Here is a 23,050-nt window from a genome sequence, read left to right on the forward strand (position 1 = left end):
ATATTCTTGTTGTGAAGTGCGCCGCTTCGTTTTATTGTTCTAAGTCATTAACCTTTATCAATTTATCAGCGTGGTTACCCCTCATGCAGCTTACTCAGGCCACACCCGCGCAGTTGCGCGAATTTGAACAAACCCTTTCACAGCAATATGCCGAGTTACAGGCACAAGGTCTGAAGCTGGATTTAACGCGAGGTAAACCCTCCGCTGAGCAGCTGAATTTGGCCGATGCGCTGGACGGGATTTTAGCCGGCGACTATCAGGCACCCGATGCCGATACCCGTAACTATGGCGGCTTGCGTGGGATTTTAAGCGCCCGTGAATTAGGCGCTGAATTACTGGGCACGGATGTTAAAAACACACTGGCTGGCGGCAGTAGCAGTTTAACGTTGATGTTTATGGTACTGCTCAATCAGTATCAGTTTGGCTGCCGCGATGAAGCAAGCGCTTGGCGTCATCTGAAAGCACCTAAGATGCTGTGCCCAGTACCGGGTTATGACCGCCACTTTACCATTACTGAAAAGCTTGGCATTGAAATGATTAATGTCACGATGAATGACGATGGTCCTGATATGGATCAGGTCGAAGCGTTGATCAAAGCGGATGATGAAATCATCGGTATGTGGTGTGTGCCTAAATACTCTAATCCGACGGGTACGGTTTACTCCGATGCTGTCGTTGATCGCATTGCTAAATTGGGCTTGATTGCCAATCCAAGTTTTCGTGTGATGTGGGATAACGCCTATGCGGTGCATGATCTGGTTGAGAATCCACCAGAGTTAAGCAATATCACCGAACGGTGTGCTGCGCATGGCACACAAGACAGCGTTTGGCAGTTTGCCTCGACCTCTAAAATCACTTTTGCCAGTGCTGGCATTAGCTTCTTTGCAAGCTCTGAAGCCAATGTGCTGAACTTTGAAAAGCTGTACGGCGTAAGCACCATTGGCCCTGATAAGGTCAATCAGCTGCGTACCATCAAACTGCTACCTGATCTGGCCAGTATGAAAGCCCATATGCAGAAACACAGCGCCATTCTAAAGCCGCGCTTTGATGCGGTGTTAGAAGCACTGGACAATGAGTTGGGCGAAGAATTTGGTACCTGGACGCGCCCGCAAGGTGGCTATTTTGTTTCCTTAGATACCAAGCCAGGCCTAGCTAAAACCGTGGTTGAACTAGCCGATGCCGCAGGCGTAAAACTCACAGCTGCCGGCGCGCCATTCCCTTATGGTAAAGACCCTGATAACTGCAATATCCGCATTTCACCCAGTTTCCCGCCACTGCATGAGCTGGAAACAGCCATGAAAGTACTGGTGACATGCGTTAAACTCGCCACCATTCGACAACAGTTAGCAGGTTAAACATGAAAATTATTGATGTATTTAATGGCGATGCCGATGGTATTTGCGCCTTAATCCAACTGCGCAATGCGAAGCCATTGGATAGCGAGCTAGTCACCGGCGTAAAGCGTGATATCAAACTTTTATCACGTGTTGACGCGTCCGTTGGCGATAACGTGACCGTGCTGGATATTTCTTTAGACAGCAACCGTGAAGGCCTGACGAAACTGTTAGAGCAGGGCGCGAAAGTACAATATTTCGATCACCACTTCGCCGGTGACGAAATGATGGAGCATCCTAATCTTGAAACGTTTATCAATACCGCCGCGGATTGCTGTACCAGTACGCTAGTGAACTTGCAGCTGGAAGGCGCGTATCAGCATTGGGCGATTGTCGGTGCTTACGGTGATAACTTATTCAAAGTGGGTGAAGCGCTGAGTAAAGCGTCTGGCCTGAGCGAAAGCCAGCGTGAGCAGTTGGAAAAGCTAGGTACTTACATTAATTACAATGGCTATGGCGCGACCGTGGAAGATCTTCATTTCCCACCGGCTGAACTGTATTTGGCAATGAAAGACTTTGCGACGCCGTTCGATTTCTTCGAGCAAGGCAAAGCGACCTTTGAAAAGCTGGAAAATGGCTATCTGGAAGACATGGAAAGCGCGGCGAAAACACCAGCGATGCACGAGACCGCTGCTAGTGCGGCCTTCTTATTGCCAAATGCCGCTTGGGCGCGTCGGGTCAGTGGTGTGTATGGCAATGCCTTGGCTAATGACTTCCCATCACGTGCACATGCGGTAATCACCGAGCGCGAGCAGGGTGGTTATTTAGTGAGTGTACGTGCGCCACTGAATAATAAAACCGGTGCTGATGAAATCTGTCGCCAGTTCCCATCCGGTGGCGGGCGTGAAGCCGCCGCAGGGATTAATGAATTACCTGAAGATCAGTTGCAGGCATTTATTGATACGCTTGATGCGTTTTATGCAGCCTAATCAGGCGATCATGATGCGCCGGAGTTCGCAATGAACTATCTGGCGCATCTGTATTTATCCCAAGATAATGGCCTGTCGATGGCTGGCAATCTGATGGCTGACTTTTTAAAACATGTCGAGCTTTCAGAGCTGCCACCGGCGGTGCTTAATGGCATTGAAAACCATCGTGCGACCGATAAATTTACCGATCACCATCCTGTGGTGCTTGGCTTAAAAGAAGACTTCCATCCTGACTTCAGACGCTTTGTGCCGATCATGCTGGATGTGACTTTTGACCATATGCTGGCAAAATCCTGGAATGATTATCACGATTTGGAGCTTACTGAATTTACCCGCCACGCCTACGCGCAACTGGCCGAAGCCGAAGCGCACATGCCAGAGGTAATGCGCAAACGGCTGCAAGGCATGGCCAAGCGCGATTGGTTGGCTCGTTATATCGAAACCGATACCGTTGAAAAGACGCTGCAGGCCATTAGCGATCGGATTCGTTTTGAAAATTCCTTAGATCAATCCTTTAGTGAAGTCATGCGCCAGTATGAGCTGATTGAGCGCAGCTTTAAGGTGTTTTTCCCTGAGCTGGTCACTCATATCCAAAGCTTGAAGCTAGAGCAATAAGCCAACAACTCTCCCGCCTTACCCGTCAGTAAGTCATTACTCCGCCCTTATCGCTTTGCTCAAAAGTACAGTTTATAACCTCAATAGCGATGTATTTTTTCTAATTGCAATTGGTTAAATGATGTAGTTTCTGGAAAAAATGTTCATTTACTGTACCTAGGTGATAGCATTCAAGCGAATCTAAACAGATCTATCCTGTACAAAAACTCACATTTCTCTAGAGATAATTTTATGGCTGATTCGAGAGCATATTGGTTTGTTGGTGCATCTTATGGTGGTAGCAATGATCAGACAGATCGCTTCATAGCAGAGGGGATCTGGCAGAACGGTTATGAAAATAAGTATCTCGATGTGGTTCGCTCGATCAAGTCGGGCGACAAGATTGCCATCAAATCCTCCTATGTAAGAAAATACCACCTGCCATTTGATGCGAAAGGTCAGTCGGTGTCGGTGATGTGCATTAAGGCGATTGGAATAGTGACCCGAAACCTCGGTGATGGGCAAACTTTAGAAGTTGACTGGGACGCCAGAATGGAGCCTGCAAAGGAATGGTATTTCTATACTAACCGAAGCACGATATGGCGAGTAACTGCCAATGACTGGTTGACTGAAGGTCTGATCGATTTTGCATTTAACAATGCTGAACAAGATATTAGTCGTTTTCGCAATGCACCCTATTGGAGTGAGCGATATGGAGATGCGGAGACAGAAAAGCAGCGCTTTAAGTGGACATCATTCTACGAAGCCATTGCAGATAAATTAGTCACCTATAAAAATGACCGAGCGTCATTAATGAAGATGATTCATGAGCTGCCAAATAAAATAGAAAGCATCTCTGTATTATTGGATCAGCCTGAAAAGGGTGTGAAAGAACCACTTCAGGATATTTGTCCTTTTACGGTGTTTGCCTTGTTTAACCGGGGCATTACCGATGCCAATAGAAAAGCTATTGCTCGTGAGTTGGCTGATTTTCTGGATGTTGATGTTCCTGTGCCTGAGTCTTTTGAAGGAATTCCGCTAGCTAATAATCAGAGTACTTGGTTTTTTGGTTACAAATACAGAAGAGGTGAAGATGACATTGATACCTTGTGGGAGCTTTTCACTACAGCAATTGAATACTCAAATAACAAGGAAACTGACTCGGTTGAGGAGCTTGCCAGAGCCTACGAAAAGGCGTCTAACTGCCATGGCGTCGGCTGGAATGCCACAATGGGCTTGTATTGGATTCGACCATGGACCTTTCTAACACTTGATGGACAATCCAGAACTTATATTACGCAAAAGCTAGATTTAGACATCGGGTTAAGTGGCGTAAAAGGGCGTGCCAGCGCTGCCGACTACTTTAAATTGTCGCGTGAGTTGGAAGCTAGATTTCAAGAGGATGCCTATCCAGTTCACTCGTTTCCGGATTTGTCGCAGGCTGCATGGCTTTACGAGGATAGTGAGAAGCCTAAGCTCACATATGATTTGAATATAGACTCTGATGATGAAGACTTTGTTGAAGATGAGTCAGCAACAGTAACCAAAGATGTTATCCCTAAATTTGATGAATTAGCAGTACCTTTGCTTCAAGCCGTTAAGGACGGTGAAACCCATCTGAGTAGATCCGTATTTGAGATAATCAAGCATGATTTGGATATGGAAAAATATGACACCATTACTTTGGAGTCCACGGGAAAACCTCTATTCGACAATCGTATTGCATGGGCCAAGTCTTACCTGAAACGAGCTGGCTTACTTGAGTTTCCGTTGCGAGCGCACATGCGTATTACAGAAAAGGGGCTGCAGTTTCTAGACCAACCAGAGGATGTATTAGCTAGCTATAAAGTGGCAGCAGATTTGATTGATCAGGCATTGGAACCGGTAGAGGAGGAGGCCGTTTTTGACCCATACTCTCTTGATGATATTATGAATGACGGCTGTTTCATCAGCCATGAATCACTTGAGAATATGCTGGAGCGTCTCCGAGTTAAGAAAAATCTCATTCTACAAGGCCCTCCGGGTACCGGAAAAACATGGCTAGCCAAGAAATTAGCCTTTGCCCTGATGGGGGAGAAAAACGATAGCAAGTTACGTGCGGTACAGTTTCATCCTAACTTATCCTATGAAGACTTTGTACGGGGCTGGAGGCCGTCGGGCGATGGCAAGCTAAGTTTGTGTGATGGTCCATTTTTGGAGATGATCAATTCGGCCAAAAAGAATGCCAAGACTCAATATGTATTGGTTATTGAAGAAATTAATCGGGGTAACCCCGCTCAAATTTTCGGTGAAATGCTGACATTATTAGAGGCAGATAAACGAACACCGAATGAGGCGCTGGAACTGAGCTATCGACGAGCCGTTGGTGAGCGAGTTTATATTCCCGCTAATTTATTTGTGATTGGCACTATGAATATTGCGGATCGGTCTCTGGCAATGGTCGACTTAGCTTTACGTCGTCGTTTTGCATTTATTGATCTGAAGCCAGTTTTTGGAGAGGCATGGCGTAACTGGGTTCATCGAGAGGCCAAGATCGATATGGTACTGCTAGAGGAAATAGAGTCGCGAATGAAGGCATTAAATAATGACATTACTAACGACCGCAACCTTGGCTCGCAGTTTATGGTTGGTCATAGTTATGTAACGCCTGCACTTAAGAATACGTTCAGTGATGGTGCTAAGTGGTTTAAAAGTGTCGTTGAGACTGAGATTGGCCCGTTGCTTGATGAATATTGGTTTGATGATTTGGATCGCGCCAGAAAAGCACGCGAATCACTGGTCGAAGGTCTCTGATGAATGTCGTGCAGGGACCTGCCTCATTCAACGAGGATGGTGTTCGACTACTAGGAAAAATACCAGTCAGAAATTTATGGCTGCTCATGCTATATGCATCCGACCTGTATCGGCAGCTGGGCTCTGCCAAAATTGCAGTAGAAGATAATCCTGAAGATATCGCCGATTTGGTCGCAGAGATCTTATGCCATCAAGCCGAGCAGCGGTTAATGAGAAATCTAAGTTTTGGCTATGAAGATAGAGTGGCCGTATTGGGGCGAGTTCGGGGGCGCATTGACTCACTGTATACCGAGCGACATCGTTTACTTGAAAAAGGGAAAGTCCGTTGTCGTTTTGAAGCGCTCACGGTGGATACACCAAGAAACCGATATGTGCGTGCCGCTTTAGAAAAACTAACCTCGATACTGAGCAATACGTCATTGATTCGGCGCTGTCGTGCTTTAGTTGCTAGCTTGGAGCGTTTAGGAGTTAGTCAAGGAAAGCCTATTGCCTACAATGGAAAGAGTGAGCGCTTTGGTCGGCATGATTCTGCAGATCAAAAAATGGTGGCTGCGGCAGACTTAGCATTCTCATTGGCATTACCGACTGAGTTTGTTGGACAGCACCATCTAACAATGCCGGATAAACAAGTTCATTGGCTCAGAAATCTATTTGAAAAAGCGATTGCTGGATTTTACTCAGTTGCACTTGATCCATCTGAGTGGAAAGTGTCAGCTGGTCGTCAATTTCGTTGGAAAATCTCAGATAAAACGGCTGGTATTGATGCGATTCTACCAATCATGAAAACAGATATTATGATTGATCGCTTGTCATCTGGAGAGCGCTTAGTGATTGATACCAAATTTAATTCGGTGACTGTGAAAGGGCAGTACCGAGATGAATCCATCAGAAGCGGCTATATTTATCAAATGTATGCGTACTTGCGCAGTCAGGAAGAGTCTGATCAGTCATTATCACTGGTGACCTCTGGAATGCTGCTGCATCCATCGATTGACCTTGAAGTGAATGAGCGTGTGACTATTCAGGGACACTCTATTGCGTTTTGTACGGTTAACCTTGGAAACGGTGCGACAAAAGTTCGTGAGCAATTGTTGAGCTTGATATGAATGCGATGGTGGTTCATCAATTGGTACAGCAGCATTAGCTGCTTAGCGCTTTCACAAAATGCTTAGAGCGTAATAATAAGGAGAGTAGATTATGGGACGTATAACACTTGGTGGGTTGCTTCTGACTATTTTGATGTCACTACATGGCCCAGCTAACGCCGTAGAATTCAAAGAATGCGCAAAATTCATCAATAAAAATGAGCAAAAATACCTCCAGTGTACCGAGTACAGCTTCATCGAAGCGACCAAAAAAGGCGACTACCAGAAAGCTAGCCAATGGTTGAACGAAGGCGGAGAAGACGAAAAACAAAACTACAATAAACTGCTGTCCATTTTTATGTGCGAAAGTTATGAGCATAGAGGGAGCAGACCCTTTAAAGGCAATAGAGAAGATGTTATTCGCTTAATCGATGATCTGTTGGACCGTGGAGCGTCGTTTCATTCAATGCCGACCGATATTGTCACCCCGTTATATTGCCTTACTAACCGCAAAGATAGTGTCATTCTGGAGCATGTCATAACTCGCACTAATATAACGAGCGAAAGGCTGAATATTAGCCAGTATGAAGGCACTGACCCAAATTATTTACCGTTGCATAGAGCAATTATGAATGATGACCTGGAGTCAGCAAAAGTACTGGTTAAATATGGCGCCTCGCCGGATACCAGTAGCATGTTCAATGAAACGGCGCTAAAGAAGGCGCTAGAGCTGCACAATGTTAGAATGGCTAACTGGTTACTTGATACCAATTCCTCAGTCCATAAGCGGGATGATGAAAGAGGCTGTTCTGGTAAGTCTGCACTGGATTACGCTTTGGAAATTCCACCTAATGTTGAGGGTAGAGATCAACTCGTTGAACGTATCGAAGCGCTAATGCAGATACCTGCAACGAAACCGTGCAGATAATAGCCACGTTGTTATATGGCTCAGAAGTCTACAGTTTTTTAGCCAGCCTGAGGTGCTTGATGCATCAAAGATTCATTGCCAACATAAACACCAGCTTGTCGTAAAAGGCTTTTGATTGGTAAAAGTGCATGTAACAATAGCCGCAGTTCCCCCCAATAATTTATAAAAATAAAATGGCCATAGTTAATAAAAAAAGGCTGCCTACTCGTTGTATTGCGAACAATTACGGCGCGTTGACTGCGCTGCAGGTATTCTTTTTTCCGAATAACAGACTGAATAAAGCCGAGTACAATCTGCAAGGACGCGCACATTGATGTGTCGTAGCAGAAGGCGAACCCATGCCTATTCGTTCTTATTCATTGCACTGCTGAGCTTATTTACTTGCTTTCAGCATGCCGTTGCGGCCCAAAAGTCTGCAGCGATGCACTGGATCGAGGATAAGTCTGGCTCGCTGACCTTTGAAGAGGTGCGCGATAAAGATTTATCGACACAGTGGAACCTTGCCTTAAAACCTTCCCCCAACTTTGGTTTCACTGAAAGTATTTATTGGCTGAGCCTGCCATTTGAAAATGATAGCGATACTTCAGCGTCGATGTTGTTGGAGATGGGTTTTCCCTTGCATGACAAGATTGATGTGTATCTGTTAGACGGCAAGGAGGTGGTTAAAAGCTTCCATACGGGGGACCAGATTCCCTTTTCCCAACGGCCATTAGATCACCGCAATTTTATGTTTCCGCAGACTGTTGCGCCCGAGCAAAAGCTTCGGGCGATCGTGCGTGTTCAGAGTACGGATACCATGTACTTTCCGGTCAGGGTGTGGGAAAGCAATGACTTTTTAACCATGGACCAGCATCACATATTGGTATTGGGGGTCTTTTTCGGCTTTTTGCTGATCATGATGGTTTATAACCTGTTCTTGTACTTCTCAACCCGTGATAAAAACTATCTGTATTACGTGTGGTGCACGGCAACGATTATTCATTTGCAACTGACTCAAAAGGGCTTGGGATTTCAGTTTCTATGGTCTGATAGCATTCTCTTCAATCATCTGAGTGTGCCAATGGCCAGTTTTGTAACCATGGTCAGTGGTGCGTTTTTCATTCTGAATTTTCTGGAATTGGACGAGCAGCATAAGAAAACCATTTGGGTATTCAAAGGGTTAATTACGTTATCCCTGATCGGCTTAATATGGACTTGCTCGATTTTTTATACGCAGACATACCTTATTTCTTATACCAGCCTGCTGGTCATCTCGGCAGTATTTGGCATCATTATCACTCTAGTGGTGATGGGGCTACTGCTTAAGTTGTCAATTAAAGGCAGTACCACCGCACAGATTCTATCGGTTGCTTGGTTGTTCTTACTCATGGGCACGGTCTTATTTGCGCTCGGACGATTAGGTGCGCCATTGCCAATGATGCTGACTGAAAATGCGATGCTGATTGGTTCTAGTTTTGAAGCCGTGATGATCTCGTTTGCCTTGGCCAGACACATTAAGACTGAGCGCGATGCACGCATGGCCGCTCAGGAGTTAGCCTTAAGCAATGAACGCGAAACGCATAAGGTGCAGAAATCACTCTTAACACTTCAGGAGCGAACCACTCAGCAATTGGAGCAGGAAGTTAAAGAGCGCACATTAAAGCTTGAAACCGCGATGAAAAAGCTCACGTTTGCCAATGAAAAGTTAGATAGCTTGGCGCGTTTGGATAGCCTGACTGGGCTCTCAAATCGCCGTAATTTCGACCAGGCCTTTGATATTGCTTGGCGCGAGACGCTGCAACAACGCCAACCCATGTCGATGATGATGGCGGATATCGATCACTTCAAGAAGATCAATGATACTTATGGTCACTTGTTTGGTGATCAGTGCTTGATGAAAGTTGCCAATATTCTGAAAAAATGTGTCACCAATCCCAGTGATCTGGCTGCACGTTTTGGTGGGGAGGAGTTCATTATTATGCTGCCCGATACCGACAGTAAAGTTGCAACTTCCATTGCCGAGCTGATCAGAAAGAATATTGAAAAGTTGCGTATGAATTATGAAGGTGAGCAGATCAAATTCACCATCAGTATTGGCGTTGCGACTATCGTGCCGACACGGGTTATCAATAGCTCAGACTTAAACGAGCGTGCCGACCAAGCGCTTTATCTGGCGAAAGAGGAAGGTCGAAATCGGGTGGTTGCGACTGATGGCGAGTCGGCTTTAACGCCGTCATAGCGTTCAGAGTTCCAATTTACTAAGGGTCACTTATCGTTATTCAGTGCCCTTAGTAGGGAGATGTTTGAAAGTCTTCCAACGCAAAATCAATCAACGCACGCACTTTACGGGGTAGTACATTGCCTTCCAAATACATGGCTGCAATCGGGTAGCTTTGCGTATCAAAGTCTTCCAGCAGGCTTACTAAGCGCCCATCAGCCAGATGTTGACTCAAGACAAAATCGGGGCAATATGCAATGCCACGGCCTTCCGTAGCCCAGTCCCGGGTAACTCTGGCGCTATTCACCATAAATTGGCGCGATACAACGGCAGTGAACTCCTCTCCATCCTTTTTAAATACCCAGCGATTAATATCGGGATGGTTGGTATCAGCAATGCATTGATGCTTTTCCAGTTCCTCTGGCGTGCTTGGTGTGCCATGCTCGGCAAGGTATTCAGGCGAGGCAACCACCACACTTTTCATAATGCCAAGTTTGCGCATTTTAAGCGATGAAGCTTCTGGTATGCCGATGCGAAAAGCCAGATCAAAGCCATTTGCCGCAAGATCAACAAAGGCATCATTCAGGCGTAAGTCAATCGATAAGTTCGGGTGCATGTTGGTAAATCGATCCAATAAATCTTTGATATAGACCTCACCAAAGGTCACTGGCGCAGAGATACGAATGGTGCCTGAAAAGCCCTTTGATTCCTCAGTAATCGAGCCGAGCATATCATCCAGCTCATCCAGTAAAGCGGGGGCGCGAGCTAACAAATCTTGGCCAGTCGAGGTAAGGCCAACTTTACGGGTTGTGCGCTGTAATAAGCGTGCGCCAATTCGAGTTTCCAGCTCTGCAACGTACTTGGAGGTCAGGCGATTGGATACGCCCATGCGCTCAGCCGCTTCGGTAAACGAGCCAGTTTGAGCGGTGGCAACAAATGCACGTAAGCCATCAATTAGATCCATATTGCTATTCTCTGATTAGGAATAAATCGTTGATAGTCATTCTATATAATCTCCATTGTGTTGATAAGCGATAAAGCGCATATTTCTCCCCATCGAAACTTATAAATCTTAGGAGAACACAATGATTGATCAAAAAACGGCACCATACGCGGCACTAGTACTTCGCTTATCACTGGGCGTTATGTTTATTGCACACGGCTTAATGAAAGTACTGATCTTTACCCCAGCGGGCACGGTTGGCTATTTTGAGTCGATTGGTTTACCGGGCGTATTGGCTTACGCCACCATCTTTGCAGAACTAGCCGGTGGCGCTGCGTTGATACTCGGCTTCGCAACCCGTTGGGTGGCTTTGGCCTTAGTTCCGGTATTACTCGGCGCGCTGATCTTTGGTCATGCCGCTAATGGCTGGGCATTTACTAATGCAGGCGGCGGCTGGGAATACCCATTATTTTTAGCGATGGCAGCACTGGTACAAGTGTTGTTGGGCGATGGTGCTTATGCACTGAACCCGTTTAAAGCTAAACAGGCTTCAGCGACAGCTTAACTTGCCTGAAAATGCAGTCTGCTAGATTCGCAAACTGAGCCTCAGACTTGAAGGCACATTGGGCTCTACTTTGAGCTCAATGTCAGTTAAGCATTAGGTCATGTATCAGGTTCAGGGTTTGAAAAAAACATAGCAAGGAGACACATAATGAACACGAAACAACCGACGTTATTTATCTCTCATGGTTCGCCCATGATGGCGCTTGATGATAGCCCAACATCGCGCTTTTTAAAGCAATTGGGCAACACACTCAGTAAGCCAAAAGCGATCGTAGTGTTTTCGGCGCATTTTGATGTCCCCGGCGATATTGTGATTACAGCTGGTGAGCGACCTGAAACCATTCACGACTTTGGCGGGTTTCCGCAAGAGTTATATGAGGTCGAGTACCCAGCACCTGGCGCGCCAGAGTTGGCTAAAGGCATTGCAACTCGCTTCGAGCAAGCTGGTTTACAGCCAATCCTTGATAAGACCCAGGGCTGGGATCATGGCGTGTGGGTACCATTGCGCCTGATGTTTCCGGAAGCTGATATTCCGGTGGTTGCAGTATCGATTAATAGCCGATTAGGGGCAGAAGCTAATTACGCATTTGGCAAACTGCTGGCGTCATTAAAAGATGAGAATATTCTGATTATTGGTTCTGGGAGTATCACCCACAATTTGCGTGAAATATACACGGGTGCGAGAACGCCTAAGCGCCTTGAAATGTCAGAAGCGTTCACTAGCTGGATTTATGAAAAGCTGATGGCGAAAGAGACTGATGCCTTGCTGGATTATAGGGAGCAAGCGCCATTTGTACGCTTTAATCATCCTTCACAGGAGCATTTCTTGCCACTGATTGCAGCGATGGGGAGTAGTGATTTACAAACGGTTGAGCGACTACATCAAGGATTTGAGGCTGAGATCTTGGGCATGGATGCTTATCGGTTTAACTAAACTAGATAGCCCAGATAAACAAAAGCACATTCACCAACGAGCGGTGAGTGTGCTTTTTTTGGTTTATGGCGAGAGCAGTTATTCGTTTACAGCATCTTCCTGTTTAATGGCTTTGTGCTGATCTTCCGTATTGCCTTTTTTCCAGTAGCTTGAGATATAAAGATGCGAGCGTTCCACACCACGTATCACTTTAAGATACTGGCGAATCTTCTTCATCGTACCAAACTCACAAGCGGCCCAAACAGCAACTTGTCCACTTTCCCAAGCAGCTTGTTCAATCGCATGAAACAGTGGCGACTCATCAGAGCCAGGTTCCGCATTAACCACCCAAACCAGCTCCACACTCTCAGGCTTTTGCAAGTCTTGCTTATCCGCTTCCGCCAGAATTTCGATATAAGCTTTGCCGCGCGCATCGGCTGGCAGTAATTTTAAATTAGCCGTCAATGCGGGCAGGGCAGTCATATCTGCGGCCAGCAAAAAGTAGTCAGCATCGGTATTGATAAACTTGGCAGGGCCGGGGCCCATTAATGCCAAGGTATCGCCAGCTTTAGCATTCATTGACCAGGGTGCGGCAACGTCATATTCCGAGCCGTCGTTACTGGTGTGCAGCATAAAATCCACATCGATTTCATTTTGCTCCGAGCGCTGTTCAGACACGGTGTAAGTACGCATGACCGGTTTGCCATTTGCGCCTTCACCAAATACTAACTTGATATACGCGCCTTCTGAATTAGCAGGGAAGTTTGCTAAATCATCACCATGCAAGGTCACGCGGCGCATATTGGCCGTGAGATTAGTCGCTGATTTCACCGTTAACTGACGGGCAACGCGACGTGCTTTAATATTTTTTACTTTATCGATAATGCTCATTTTATTCCTTATGGTTAATGGTTGTGTGGCACTGCGCTATACTGCGACTTCAATGCTATTTTTATAACGAGTGCTGCCTGCGATGCCAAAGATCAATTACCTTAGTCTGGACCTCAGGGTGTTACATACGTTTCTGATCATTATGGAAACCAACTCCATTACGGCCAGCGCTAATCAACTCAATATTACGCAATCTGCCGTCAGCCATAGCCTCGACAAACTGCGGGAGATTTTTCAAGATCCCTTATTTATCCGCTCCGGTCGTGGCATTACGCCAACCCCGCGAGCGACTGAGGTGGCCAATGAACTGCGGCCCTTACTCAAACAAATCGAAGCACTCACCACACCATCCCACTTTAATCCGGCAGAAGCTGAATTAAAGTGGGTGGTTGCTGCGAATGACTTTCAGCGTGACTTGTTATTGCCTGCTTTTTATCAGCGGGTAAGTACACAAGTTGCTGATTTTTCCTTACACATCGAGCCTTCTGAAATTCCAACCGTTGAATCCTTGCGCGATGGTGACTTCGATCTGATTCTCAGTCCGATGGCACCCGACGCGCCGGATGTTATGCAAAAGCGCTTATTTGTTTCTGGTGGCAGCTGTTTTTACGATGCTAATGTCCGCGAAGCGCCAAGCTCCGAAGCCGATTATAAAAATGCCCGCTATATCAGCCTTACCTTTATGGCTGGTAAAAATGGCAAGGGTGATATTCATCCCGTGGTTACGGCGGTTGATCACAATGTTAAAGTTCGGGTATCCAATTTTGCAGGGCTGGCAGAGTTTCTAAAAGGATCGGATCTGCTGGCTGTTGTGCCTTCGCTTATGAAAAATAGTCAGCTAAAAGGCTTTGCCTCGGTTCCATTTCCCTATCAGGCTGAAAACCTCTCGATGTATATGCTATGGCACCAACGCAATCAATTGGATGCCGCTCACACTTGGCTACGACAGCAACTGATTGAAACCAATAAACTGCTGGGGCTGCCAGAAATGGTGAGTTAAGCGACACCTTTAGTGACATGCATTAAAACCACCTGCAGCACTAGTTACTATGAAGCGATTATTGACTGTTTAAAGCATGAGATAAACCATGCCTTACTCATAGATACCATGAGTCAGACTATGGGAGTCTGAGATACTGAAACAATGATTTGGCACCGTTTGCACTATAGAACGGGGATTCACCTTTCACCATGACGTGTTTGATGTGCTCCTTGTCTGAAAAACGTTGACCATTTTAATGGCACGCCACTACCATAGGTCATTATGAAACACTACTTACTCATCGGCTTGCTATTACTCTCCTTCAATGCGAATGCCATTGATGGGGTGCTAATGATGGTCCAAAAAAGCTTGATGCCTGCGGGTATGATGATGGGTGAGTCGGTGATGGCGATGCAGACTGAGGCAGCGGCTACTGCAAGCTCTATGCATCAGGAAATGACTGCTGATAGGCAGCTCCCCAATAAAAAACATAACCACGAACACAAAGATGGCCATGAGGACAATAATGGCTGTGAGCAGTGTAGTTCCTGTTTGGCACATTGCATGGGCGCAATCATAAGCAGTGTTAGCGCTATCAACTTTTCTTCCCGATTCACCTTTGAGTCGGAATATTTACTGTGGACATCACTCCGCACAGTCTCCCGCCTTTTAAGACCTCCGCAGTCGCTTTTTATCGTTGTTTAAACTTTAAGATCATCCGTTATTTTTGCCATCATTCAGAGGCACAGCAAACAATGAAAAAGCTACATAATGAAGTGCGCCTCACGACGCTCATGTCTTGTCCGGGTTGTAAACATAAAACACCGGTCGCAATGGCAATCGGCCTACGCGAAGAGTTTTATCAATGTCCGAAGTGCAATACTTTGCATAATGCCAAGCTAGGAGATTGTTGCGTGTATTGCTCTTATGGCGATGTGGAGTGTCCGACCATTCAGGATATTTCACACCGGATGAGGGATACTTGTTTTAATTAAAATTACGGAAATCCGCAAAGATAAACGACAGGATTTTCGTAGAGAGTTTGTAAAAAGAGCCAGCCATAGCCGGTCTATCGCTGGCTCTTTTTATTGCCGTAAATGAGGCAGTGCTTCAGGCCTTAACGCTGCACCTTCAATTGCTTTTGTAGTGCGGCTTTGCGCGTTTCGTAGCTGCGCATATTGGCTTCTTTAACATGCCCGAAGCCACGCACTTGTTCCGGTAGCTTAGCCAGCGTCAATGCAGTGTCTGCTTGCTCACCTTTAGCGTGAGGCAAAATCGCCTCAATCAAATCCATATATTCCTGAATCATCCGGCGCTCCGCTTTGCGCTCGTCAGTATAGCCAAACACATCCAATGGCGTACCGCGCAGCGATTTAAACTTTTGTAGCGTGTTAAAGCCTTTCATCATCCACGAGCCATATTCACGTTTCATTAAATGGCCAGTTTGCGGATGGCGCTTGGAGAAGAGTGGTGGCGCAAGGTTAAATTTCAGCTCGGCTTCATCGCCAAAGGTTTTGCGTAACGAAGCTTGGAACTCCGGCAAGCTATACAGCCGCGCGACTTCGTATTCGTCTTTATAGGTCATTAACTTGGCAAGGTTATTGACTACGGCGCGAGTAAATTCGCTATCGCCAGTTTGTTGCTGAACCTTGGTGATGATATCTGAATAGCGCTTTGCCCAGCGGCGACTTTGGAAGTCAGTCAGGCGCTGGGTGTGAAAGGCGATCAACTCGTCCAACGTATCGGGTGCGGCGACTTTTTTAGCCGGGCGCAGATCATCTAAAAGCGATTCATCGTGTGCCAGAATACGCCCGAGTAGCAGGGCATTTTTATTAAACGGCACGGCCACGCCATTGTGTTCGATCGCTTGGTCTAGCGCTTCAGCAGAAACCGGCAACAGACCTTTTTGCAGCGCATAGCCGACCAGCATAAAGTTAACCGCAATGGTATCGCCGCACAGCTCCATGGCTTGAGTCGTGGCATCAATAAAGTCGCTATTGCCTTCGCCGGTCGCATCAATCAGCTTTTGATTCACGATGTGTTGATTAGGTCGGCCAGCATCGGTGCGATCCATCTGGAAAAATGAAGTCACGGCGATATCGGCATTACCTACCAACTTAGTATGGCCATGGTGAATAGCGCTGGAAACATCGCCTTGCAAGGATGCCAGTAAATCAAACGCCAAGACTAAATCCGCTTCGCCTGCGCCAACCCGTTGTGGGCCTAATTCACTTTTATCCGGTGCAATGCGTAAATGACTAAATACTGCGCCGTTTTTCTGCGCCAGTCCTGTCATATCATAAGTGGATGAAACCAATCCATCCAGATACGCCGCACGTGCTAGAACTGCGCCAACGGTAATGACGCCTGTACCACCAATCCCTGCAATCATGGTGGCATGTGCACCGGTTTGTTGCGTGGGTATGGGGAGTTGTTTGGCTAATGCGCTAAAGTCGCTGCCTTTAGGCTTTGCCGGTTCTGCGTTAAGCACGAATACAAACGAGGGGCAGAAACCTTCCATGCAGGAGAAGTCTTTATTACAGGCTGATTGGTCGATCTGGCGCTTGGTGCCGAGCGCCGTATCTTTTGGCAAGATAGACACGCAAGTCGAGACGGTCGAGCAATCACCACAACCTTCGCAAACTGCATCATAAATAAAGGCACGTTTAGCCGGATTGGGAAATTCGCCTTTTTTGCGACGACGGCGCTTTTCAGCGGCGCAGGTTTGATCATAAATAATAATGGTACAGCCTGCGACTTCACGCAGTTCTTGCTGCACCAATTCCATTTCATTGCGCGGGCGCATCGTGACGCCTTTGCCTAACACACTGCCATTGCCATAACGTTCCGGCGTCTCGCTAATCACAATGATTTGCTTTACGCCTTCGGCAGCGACTTGATGGCTAATGGCTTCTACCGTGAGCGGGCCATCGTGAGTCTGGCCGCCAGTCATAGCGACCGCATCATTGTAGAGAATCTTAAAGGTGATATTAGTGCCAGCCGCCACTGCTGCACGAATCGAGAGAATGCCCGAGTGCATATAAGTGCCATCACCCAGATTCTGGAAAGCGTGCTTGGTATCGACAAACTTGGATAACCCAATCCAGTTAGAGCCTTCGCCGCCCATTTGTGTAGGAGGCAGGGTGTCGCCGGGTTTGCGCATAATGGCCATGGTATGGCAGCCAATTCCGCCAAACGCGACCGAGCCTTCCGGTACTTGAGTGGAGCGCCCATGTGGGCAGCCGCTGCAAAAGTAGGGGGCGCGTTGCAGTTCCGGCGTTAAGGCATTGAGATTAGCAGCAGGCTTATTAAAGCGTTCGGCATGTTTGAGGATATCGTCGCTAGTGAGTCTCGCAGCGGATAAGGCTTTTGTAATTGCTTGCGCTAATTGTACTGGCTCCAGCTGTACATCCGATGGCAATAGGTAATCGCCTTCTGGTGTGTTTTTACCAAAAATCTTCGGATGAATGGGGGAGGAATACAGAATATCTTTGGCTTGCGCTTCAATGAATGATTTCTTTTCCTCGGCAAATAATAGGGTATCGGCATTGGCTGCAAACTCCAGCAAACCCTCTGGCTCTAATGGCCAAATACAGCCCACTTTATACAGACCAAGCCCCATGGCGTTGGCCACTTCATTGCTAATCCCCAATAAACTCAGCGACTGCAAAACATCATGATAAGCCTTACCTGCCGCGATAATACCAAAGCGAGGTTGAGCCGCACCAAAGGCCACGCGGTCAATGTGATTGGCGCGCACAAAGCGTTTGATTAATGGCAAACGATAGCGGGTAACGATCGACTCCAAGCCTTGCGGGTTAAACACATTCGGGCGAATATGCAGGCCTTCCGGCGGTACATCGCCTTCTTGCAGCTCGGGAATCACAATCTCCAGCTGATCAAAATCCAAATCAACCGTGGTGGTTTGCTCAACCGTTTCGTTAATCGCTTTAAAGCCGACCCAACTGCCCGTAAAGCGGGACATAGCCCAGCCCAGCAATCCAAATCGAATAAAATCCTGCACATCCGCAGGGTAGAGGCTGGGGATGGAAACGCCCGCCAGCGCCTGCTCAGATTGGTGCGCCGTGGTGGAGGATTTACCGGGATGGTCATCCCCAAATAATACCAGTACACCACCATTAGGATGGCTACCCGCCGTATTACCATGGCGCAATGCATCGGTGGCGCGCTCCACACCAGGGCCTTTGCCATACCAAATAGAGTACACGCCGTCGACATTTTTGCCGGGGACTGCATCCAGTTGTTGGGTCCCCCAAACGGCCGTGGCTGCCAGCTCTTCATTAATGGCTGGGAGGAATTCAATATGTGCTTCGGTGAGGGCGGCGCGGTTTTTATAGATCATAGAATCGTAACCACCGAGCGGTGAGCCACGATAGCCAGAGATAAAGCCCGCCGTATTGAGTCCCTGATTTTTATCCCGCATGCGTTGGATCATCGGCAGACGCACCAGCGCCTGATTGCCGGTCATCATGGCAGGGCCATCCAGTTTGTACAGCCACTCCTGAACAGGCAGCATTTTTTTGGGGGATAAATCAGACATACGTAACTCCGGGACAATAATGTGTGTGCATTGTTTTAGATTGAGGGCAGGAGTTTTGTGGCGGGGTGTGGTACCAGTGTGTTTCCTCCTATGTTAGCCATTGGTGTTGGCCAGTGCCTGAATCTTAGAGCCATGAGCCGCGAATTACTAGTTAATATAAATCGTATATTAAAAGATGCTTATTTAGCTCCTTGTGCTAAAATTACCGCACAAAGTGTCGTCAATACAGAGGAATAGCATGGATATCAAATCACTTACCGACAATCTCTCGGTTTCCGGACAAATTGCGCTGGCCGAGTTAGTTGCAATTAAAGAGCAGGGGTTCCGCTCCATAATCTGTAACCGTCCCGATGGCGAAGGGTCGGATCAACCCACTTTCGAAGAGATTTCAGCCGTTGCCAAAGCGCAGGGCTTAGAAGTGATTTATCAACCAGTCACTATGGTGACCGATGCCGATGCTGAAGCTTTCTCAAAATCACTGACTGCACTGCCAAGCCCTACATTGGCGTATTGTCGCAGTGGTACACGTTGTTCCACGCTGTGGGCCTTAGGCCAGGCGGCTAATGGCACGATGGCAACGGATAAGATTCTGGCAACCACCAGCGCTGCAGGTTATGACTTAAGTGGAATGGCCGATCGACTGGCGACAAATGTAAAGCCCGCCGCTGAAGCCCCAAAAGCAGAGCCCGCTGCGCAAACCTCAAAAACACAAGCTGCTGCACAAGCGCCAACACAGGAAAAATCCATGACTAAATCCCACGAAGTAGTCATTGTTGGAGCAGGTGCTGCCGGTATTTCTCTGGCTGCCAGTTTAAAGTCCCGTCAGGCCGATCTTGAAGTTGTAGTTATTGACCCGGCAGACACGCATTATTACCAGCCTGGTTGGACCATGGTCGGCGGCGGTATTTTTGAAGCCAAGCAAACTGCTCACTCCATGACGTCGGTTATTCCTAAAGGCGTTGAGTGGATTAAGGCCAGCGTTGAAACGTTTAACCCAGCAGACAATGCTGTGGTGTTAAGCGATGGCCAAGTGGTGACTTACAAACGTTTGATCGTTTGCCCCGGTTTGAAGCTGGATTGGGATAAAGTCGAAGGCTTAGCTGAGACTATTGGTAAGCATGGCGTTACGTCAAACTATCGCTACGACTTGGCTCCATACACATGGGAGCTAGTACAGGCTATGAAATCAGGGCGCGCTATTTTCACGCAGCCGCCAATGCCCATTAAGTGTGCCGGTGCGCCACAAAAAGCCATGTACTTATCGGGCGATGCTTGGTCGCGCAGTGGTGTGCTAAAAGATATCGATATCCAGTTCAACAATGCCGGTGGTGTGTTGTTCGGGGTAGCGGACTATGTTCCAGCGTTGATGGAATACGTGAAAAAGTACGATGCTTCACTTAACTTCTTCCATAATTTAGTGGCCGTTGATGGCGCCGCGAAAAAAGCATGGTTCGATGTGGCAAAGCCAGATACGCCAGTTGAGCGCATCGAAATGGAATTTGACATGATGCACGTGTGCCCGCCGCAGACTGCACCAGACTTTATCCGTAACTCGCCATTGGTCGATGCTGCTGGTTGGGTTGATGTTGATCAGGCGACCTTGCGCCATAAAACCTATGAGAACATTTGGTCTTTAGGCGATGTCATGAATGCACCGAATGCCAAAACCGCAGCGGCGGCACGCGTTCAGGCACCTATTGTTGCTGAGAATGTGTTGGCGGATATTCGCTCCAGCTCACCGGTTGCGCAGTACAATGGTTACGGCTCCTGTCCGCTAACGGTTGAGCGCGGTAAAATCGTACTGGCTGAATTTGGTTATGGTGGCGCGTTGTTACCAAGCTTTCCAAAGTTCTTGCTGGATGGCACCAAGCCAACGCGCTTGGCATGGATTCTGAAAGAGAAAATCCTGCCACCGTTGTACTGGAATGCGATGCTGAAAGGCCGTGAGTGGTTAGTAAAGCCAGAGACTAAAGCAGATAGTTAATCGCTAAGCCTGATTAACCTCAGCAAGCAATACCAAAAAGGCCTCATAGTGTGAGGCCTTTTTGTATTCTTGATTTCTAGCCAGATACCACCGCTAATGACCGTCACATATAACAGTCACTAGCAGCTAGCTCAGTTTAGAGATCAATCGCTCTGCCAGACTTCAGCGACTCAACTGCCGCATCAGCCAAAGCCAATGCTTTCAGTCCATCATTCGCCGTAGTCGGTGGTGGGGTTTTATTCTGCAGCGCTTCCACAAAGCGAGTCAGCTCAATGCGGTAAGCATCGGCATAGCGCTCTAAAAAGAAGTACTGCGGTTTAGCCCCTGTTACACCGGTCTCACCGGAATAGACCAAGCCATTTTCCAGATTATTTTTAACCTGCAGCATGCCTTTCTCACCAAAGGCTTCCACCCGCTGATCATAACCATACGCTGCACGGCGATTATTGGTAATCACTACAATCGCACCGCTGGCAGTATTCAAGGTCACACTCGCGGTATCGACATCGCCGGCTTCACCAATCGCCGGATCAACCATCACGCTGCCGGTGGCATAAAGTCGCGTTGGCTCCTCACCGAGTAACCAGCGTGCCATATCAAAATCATGAATCATCATGTCACGAAACAAACCGCCAGATACGCCAATATATTCAATCGGTGGGGGGGAAGGATCACGGCTAGTTATAACAATAGTTTCAAGCTGGCCAATCACGCCAGCCTCAATCTGCGCCTTCAGCGCTGAGAACTGCGGATCAAAGCGACGGTTAAAGCCAAGCATGCAAGTAATGCCCGCTGCATTCACTGCCTCAACGCATTTGGTCGCTTTGGCAAAGTCTAGATCAATCGGCTTTTCGCAGAATACCGGTTTGCCAACCGCAGCGCAGCGTTCCATTAAAGGGGAGTGGGTATCGGTAGAGCTGGCAACGATAAAGGCATGAATCTCATCATTGGCAAAAGCTTCATCTAAAGAGGTCACTTGTGCGCCATGCGTTTTGGCCACTTCTGCCGCTCCTTCAGGATAAGGGTCAACAACATGGCTAATACGCGCGCCGGGGACTTTCTCGACCGCTAGCGCATGGACTTTACCAATGCGACCTGCGCCGATTAAACAGATATTTAACATGTATTCCTCTCCATTGGGGTATTCATTATGTGTGATGGAAAAGGTATTCCAAGGGCGATCAAAAATCAATTTAATTTGTAATAATTATTCCATTTTTAAAAATTATAGAATAATATGTTCTAAAAAATGTAGTTCTGAAGTTTTTTTGGGTAGGTCCGACAAGCTGGAAAGTTTGGAATATTTACCATTTTTGTTATGTAAATCTAGGAGGATTAATCATGAAGAAAGTATTAAGTATGGCTGCTTTAGCTGTGTCTGTAGCATTAGGTGGCTCTACTGCGTTCGCGGCATCTCATAGCGAATCAGAAATCAATATCACGGTCGTTTCCCACGGTCAGGCCAATGACGCGTTTTGGTCAGTGGTCAAAAATGGGGTTGAAGCAGCCGGTAAAGATATGGGCGTGAATGTGGATTATCGCTCACCAGAAACCTTCAATATGGTAGCCATGTCATCGCTAATCGATGCCGCAGTTAACCAAGAACCAGATGGCTTAGTGGTTTCGATTCCAGATGGCGATGCACTGGCAACAGCGATTCAAAAAGCCGTTGCAGCGGGTATTCCAGTGGTTTCTATGAACTCCGGTTCTAGCGTATCTGCCAAGTTGGGCGCACTGCTTCATGTTGGTCAGGAAGAGTTTGATGCGGGTAAAAAAGCCGGTGCAAAACTCAAAGAACTCGGCGGAACTAAAGCGCTCTGCGTTAACCACGAAGTGGGAAATGTCTCGCTAGATCAACGTTGTGCAGGTTTTGCTGAAGGCTTCGGCGCTTCAGAAGTACTGCCTACCACCAATGATCCAGGGGATATCAAATCCAAGCTGAAAGCCGCAATGTCTAAAGATGAAGATGTTGATACGGTTCTGACGTTGGGTGCTAGCACCGCAGGTGAGCCAGCACTAGCCGCGATTGAAGAGATGGGCCAAACCGGCGACATCAAAATCGGTACATTCGATATGTCAGCTAACTTCCTGCAAGCCGTTGCAGATGGTAAAGCGGCATTCTGTATTGATCAGCAGCAGTACCTACAAGGCTATCTGCCAGTGTCGTTCTTAGCACTGCATGCACGCTTTGGTTTAATGCCGGGGGGCGATGTGGCTTCAGGTCCAAACCTGATCACTAAAGACAAAGCCGCTCAGGTTGTTGAGCTAGCAGCAAAAGGTATTCGTTAATCC

18 protein-coding genes are annotated in these 23,050 nt (G+C 47.3%); 14 read left to right on the forward strand and 4 right to left on the reverse strand.

The genetic code is table 11. From position 1 onward, the window contains the following. Positions 1-83 precede the first annotated feature (83 nt). The 7 genes from LEUMU_RS0104270 (at position 84) to LEUMU_RS27775 (ending at position 9,941) form a co-directional block, all read left to right on the forward strand. The gene (locus tag LEUMU_RS0104270; RefSeq protein ID WP_022951037.1) at positions 84-1,355 is read left to right on the forward strand and encodes an aspartate aminotransferase type Ic; all 1,272 of its coding nucleotides are present in this window, start codon (positions 84-86) and stop codon (positions 1,353-1,355) included. Positions 1,356-1,357: 2 nt separating this feature from the next. Next, entirely contained in the window at positions 1,358-2,323 is a 966-nt protein-coding gene (locus tag LEUMU_RS0104275) for a DHH family phosphoesterase (RefSeq protein WP_022951038.1), read from the forward strand. Positions 2,324-2,353: 30 nt separating this feature from the next. Beyond that, positions 2,354-2,938: an acyl carrier protein phosphodiesterase gene (locus LEUMU_RS0104280; protein ID WP_022951039.1), complete on the forward strand. Its 585-nt coding sequence runs from the start codon at positions 2,354-2,356 to the stop codon at positions 2,936-2,938. 231 nt (positions 2,939-3,169) lie between these two features. After that, positions 3,170-5,710, forward strand: coding sequence for an AAA family ATPase (locus LEUMU_RS24635; RefSeq protein ID WP_022951040.1), 2,541 nt, complete (start codon positions 3,170-3,172; stop codon positions 5,708-5,710). Continuing rightward, entirely contained in the window at positions 5,710-6,816 is a 1,107-nt protein-coding gene (mcrC, locus tag LEUMU_RS0104290) for a 5-methylcytosine-specific restriction endonuclease system specificity protein McrC (RefSeq protein WP_022951041.1), read from the forward strand. The genes LEUMU_RS24635 and mcrC overlap by 1 nt, the downstream gene beginning before the upstream one ends. A 91-nt stretch (positions 6,817-6,907) precedes the next feature. Next, complete coding sequence (locus LEUMU_RS0104295; RefSeq protein ID WP_022951042.1) at positions 6,908-7,723, forward strand: ankyrin repeat domain-containing protein; 816 nt, start codon at positions 6,908-6,910, stop codon at positions 7,721-7,723. Between the two features lie 313 nt (positions 7,724-8,036). Further along, complete coding sequence (locus tag LEUMU_RS27775; protein ID WP_022951044.1) at positions 8,037-9,941, forward strand: sensor domain-containing diguanylate cyclase; 1,905 nt, start codon at positions 8,037-8,039, stop codon at positions 9,939-9,941. A 49-nt stretch (positions 9,942-9,990) separates the two neighbouring features. Here the strand turns inward: LEUMU_RS27775 and LEUMU_RS0104310 are convergent, their stop codons facing one another. After that, a complete protein-coding gene (locus LEUMU_RS0104310) occupies positions 9,991-10,884 on the reverse strand; it encodes a LysR family transcriptional regulator (protein WP_022951045.1) in 894 nt (297 codons plus the stop codon). Between the two features lie 121 nt (positions 10,885-11,005). Between LEUMU_RS0104310 and LEUMU_RS0104315 the strand changes: the two genes are divergently transcribed. After that, a complete protein-coding gene (locus LEUMU_RS0104315; protein WP_022951046.1) occupies positions 11,006-11,428 on the forward strand; it encodes a DoxX family protein in 423 nt (140 codons plus the stop codon). 147 nt (positions 11,429-11,575) lie between these two features. Beyond that, complete coding sequence (locus LEUMU_RS0104320; RefSeq protein WP_022951047.1) at positions 11,576-12,361, forward strand: DODA-type extradiol aromatic ring-opening family dioxygenase; 786 nt, start codon at positions 11,576-11,578, stop codon at positions 12,359-12,361. Between the two features lie 78 nt (positions 12,362-12,439). On the opposite strand, the gene LEUMU_RS0104325 is transcribed toward LEUMU_RS0104320, so the two are convergent. Further along, the gene (locus LEUMU_RS0104325; RefSeq protein ID WP_022951048.1) at positions 12,440-13,231 is read right to left on the reverse strand and encodes a siderophore-interacting protein; all 792 of its coding nucleotides are present in this window, start codon (positions 13,229-13,231) and stop codon (positions 12,440-12,442) included. A gap of 118 nt (positions 13,232-13,349) precedes the next feature. On the opposite strand from LEUMU_RS0104325, the gene LEUMU_RS0104330 reads away from it, so the two are divergent. The 3 genes from LEUMU_RS0104330 to LEUMU_RS28495 all read left to right on the forward strand — a co-directional run bounded on the left by LEUMU_RS0104330 (position 13,350) and on the right by LEUMU_RS28495 (position 15,208). Continuing rightward, positions 13,350-14,231 carry a LysR family transcriptional regulator gene (locus LEUMU_RS0104330; RefSeq protein ID WP_169446365.1) on the forward strand — a complete coding sequence of 294 codons (882 nt, stop codon included), beginning with the start codon at positions 13,350-13,352 and terminating at the stop codon, positions 14,229-14,231. Positions 14,232-14,495: 264 nt separating this feature from the next. Next, positions 14,496-14,918 (forward strand): hypothetical protein, encoded by a 423-nt coding sequence (locus LEUMU_RS0104335; RefSeq protein ID WP_022951050.1) that lies wholly within the window; start codon positions 14,496-14,498, stop codon positions 14,916-14,918. A 50-nt stretch (positions 14,919-14,968) separates the two neighbouring features. Continuing rightward, positions 14,969-15,208, forward strand: a complete 240-nt coding sequence (locus tag LEUMU_RS28495; RefSeq protein WP_084708031.1) for a GDCCVxC domain-containing (seleno)protein — start codon at positions 14,969-14,971, stop codon at positions 15,206-15,208. 122 nt (positions 15,209-15,330) lie between these two features. Here the strand turns inward: LEUMU_RS28495 and LEUMU_RS0104340 are convergent, their stop codons facing one another. Then, a complete protein-coding gene (locus LEUMU_RS0104340; protein ID WP_022951051.1) occupies positions 15,331-18,774 on the reverse strand; it encodes an indolepyruvate ferredoxin oxidoreductase family protein in 3,444 nt (1,147 codons plus the stop codon). A 238-nt stretch (positions 18,775-19,012) separates the two neighbouring features. Between LEUMU_RS0104340 and LEUMU_RS0104345 the strand changes: the two genes are divergently transcribed. Beyond that, the gene (locus LEUMU_RS0104345) at positions 19,013-20,758 is read left to right on the forward strand and encodes a bifunctional protein tyrosine phosphatase family protein/NAD(P)/FAD-dependent oxidoreductase (RefSeq protein ID WP_022951052.1); all 1,746 of its coding nucleotides are present in this window, start codon (positions 19,013-19,015) and stop codon (positions 20,756-20,758) included. A 136-nt stretch (positions 20,759-20,894) separates the two neighbouring features. Here LEUMU_RS0104345 and iolG read toward each other — a convergent pair whose 3' ends face one another. Next, positions 20,895-21,881: an inositol 2-dehydrogenase gene (gene iolG / locus LEUMU_RS0104350; protein WP_022951053.1), complete on the reverse strand. Its 987-nt coding sequence runs from the start codon at positions 21,879-21,881 to the stop codon at positions 20,895-20,897. A gap of 218 nt (positions 21,882-22,099) precedes the next feature. Here iolG and LEUMU_RS0104355 point away from each other — a divergent pair, with 218 nt between their 5' ends. After that, positions 22,100-23,047, forward strand: a complete 948-nt coding sequence (locus tag LEUMU_RS0104355) for a sugar ABC transporter substrate-binding protein (protein ID WP_022951054.1) — start codon at positions 22,100-22,102, stop codon at positions 23,045-23,047. Positions 23,048-23,050: the final 3 nt, after the last annotated feature.

The sequence above is a fragment of the Leucothrix mucor DSM 2157 genome (genome assembly GCF_000419525.1).
In the GTDB taxonomy this organism is placed as follows: Bacteria; Pseudomonadota; Gammaproteobacteria; order Thiotrichales; family Thiotrichaceae; genus Leucothrix; species Leucothrix mucor.

Bases quoted from the DNA above. Each gene is read 5' to 3' on its own strand.
- LEUMU_RS0104325 (WP_022951048.1), bottom strand. From the start codon at position 13,231: ATGAGCATTATCGATAAAGTAAAAAATATTAAAGCACGTCGCGTTGCC.
- LEUMU_RS0104315 (WP_022951046.1), top strand. From the start codon at position 11,006: ATGATTGATCAAAAAACGGCACCATACGCGGCACTAGTACTTCGCTTA.
- LEUMU_RS0104295 (WP_022951042.1), top strand. From the start codon at position 6,908: ATGGGACGTATAACACTTGGTGGGTTGCTTCTGACTATTTTGATGTCA.
- LEUMU_RS0104355 (WP_022951054.1), top strand. From the start codon at position 22,100: ATGAAGAAAGTATTAAGTATGGCTGCTTTAGCTGTGTCTGTAGCATTA.
- LEUMU_RS0104310 (WP_022951045.1), bottom strand. From the start codon at position 10,884: ATGGATCTAATTGATGGCTTACGTGCATTTGTTGCCACCGCTCAAACT.
- LEUMU_RS24635 (WP_022951040.1), top strand. From the start codon at position 3,170: ATGGCTGATTCGAGAGCATATTGGTTTGTTGGTGCATCTTATGGTGGT.
- LEUMU_RS0104335 (WP_022951050.1), top strand. From the start codon at position 14,496: ATGAAACACTACTTACTCATCGGCTTGCTATTACTCTCCTTCAATGCG.
- LEUMU_RS27775 (WP_022951044.1), top strand. From the start codon at position 8,037: ATGTGTCGTAGCAGAAGGCGAACCCATGCCTATTCGTTCTTATTCATT.
- LEUMU_RS0104270 (WP_022951037.1), top strand. From the start codon at position 84: ATGCAGCTTACTCAGGCCACACCCGCGCAGTTGCGCGAATTTGAACAA.
- LEUMU_RS0104275 (WP_022951038.1), top strand. From the start codon at position 1,358: ATGAAAATTATTGATGTATTTAATGGCGATGCCGATGGTATTTGCGCC.
- LEUMU_RS0104280 (WP_022951039.1), top strand. From the start codon at position 2,354: ATGAACTATCTGGCGCATCTGTATTTATCCCAAGATAATGGCCTGTCG.
- LEUMU_RS0104320 (WP_022951047.1), top strand. From the start codon at position 11,576: ATGAACACGAAACAACCGACGTTATTTATCTCTCATGGTTCGCCCATG.
- LEUMU_RS28495 (WP_084708031.1), top strand. From the start codon at position 14,969: ATGAAAAAGCTACATAATGAAGTGCGCCTCACGACGCTCATGTCTTGT.
- iolG (WP_022951053.1), bottom strand. From the start codon at position 21,881: ATGTTAAATATCTGTTTAATCGGCGCAGGTCGCATTGGTAAAGTCCAT.
- LEUMU_RS0104340 (WP_022951051.1), bottom strand. From the start codon at position 18,774: ATGTCTGATTTATCCCCCAAAAAAATGCTGCCTGTTCAGGAGTGGCTG.
- LEUMU_RS0104345 (WP_022951052.1), top strand. From the start codon at position 19,013: ATGGATATCAAATCACTTACCGACAATCTCTCGGTTTCCGGACAAATT.
- mcrC (WP_022951041.1), top strand. From the start codon at position 5,710: ATGAATGTCGTGCAGGGACCTGCCTCATTCAACGAGGATGGTGTTCGA.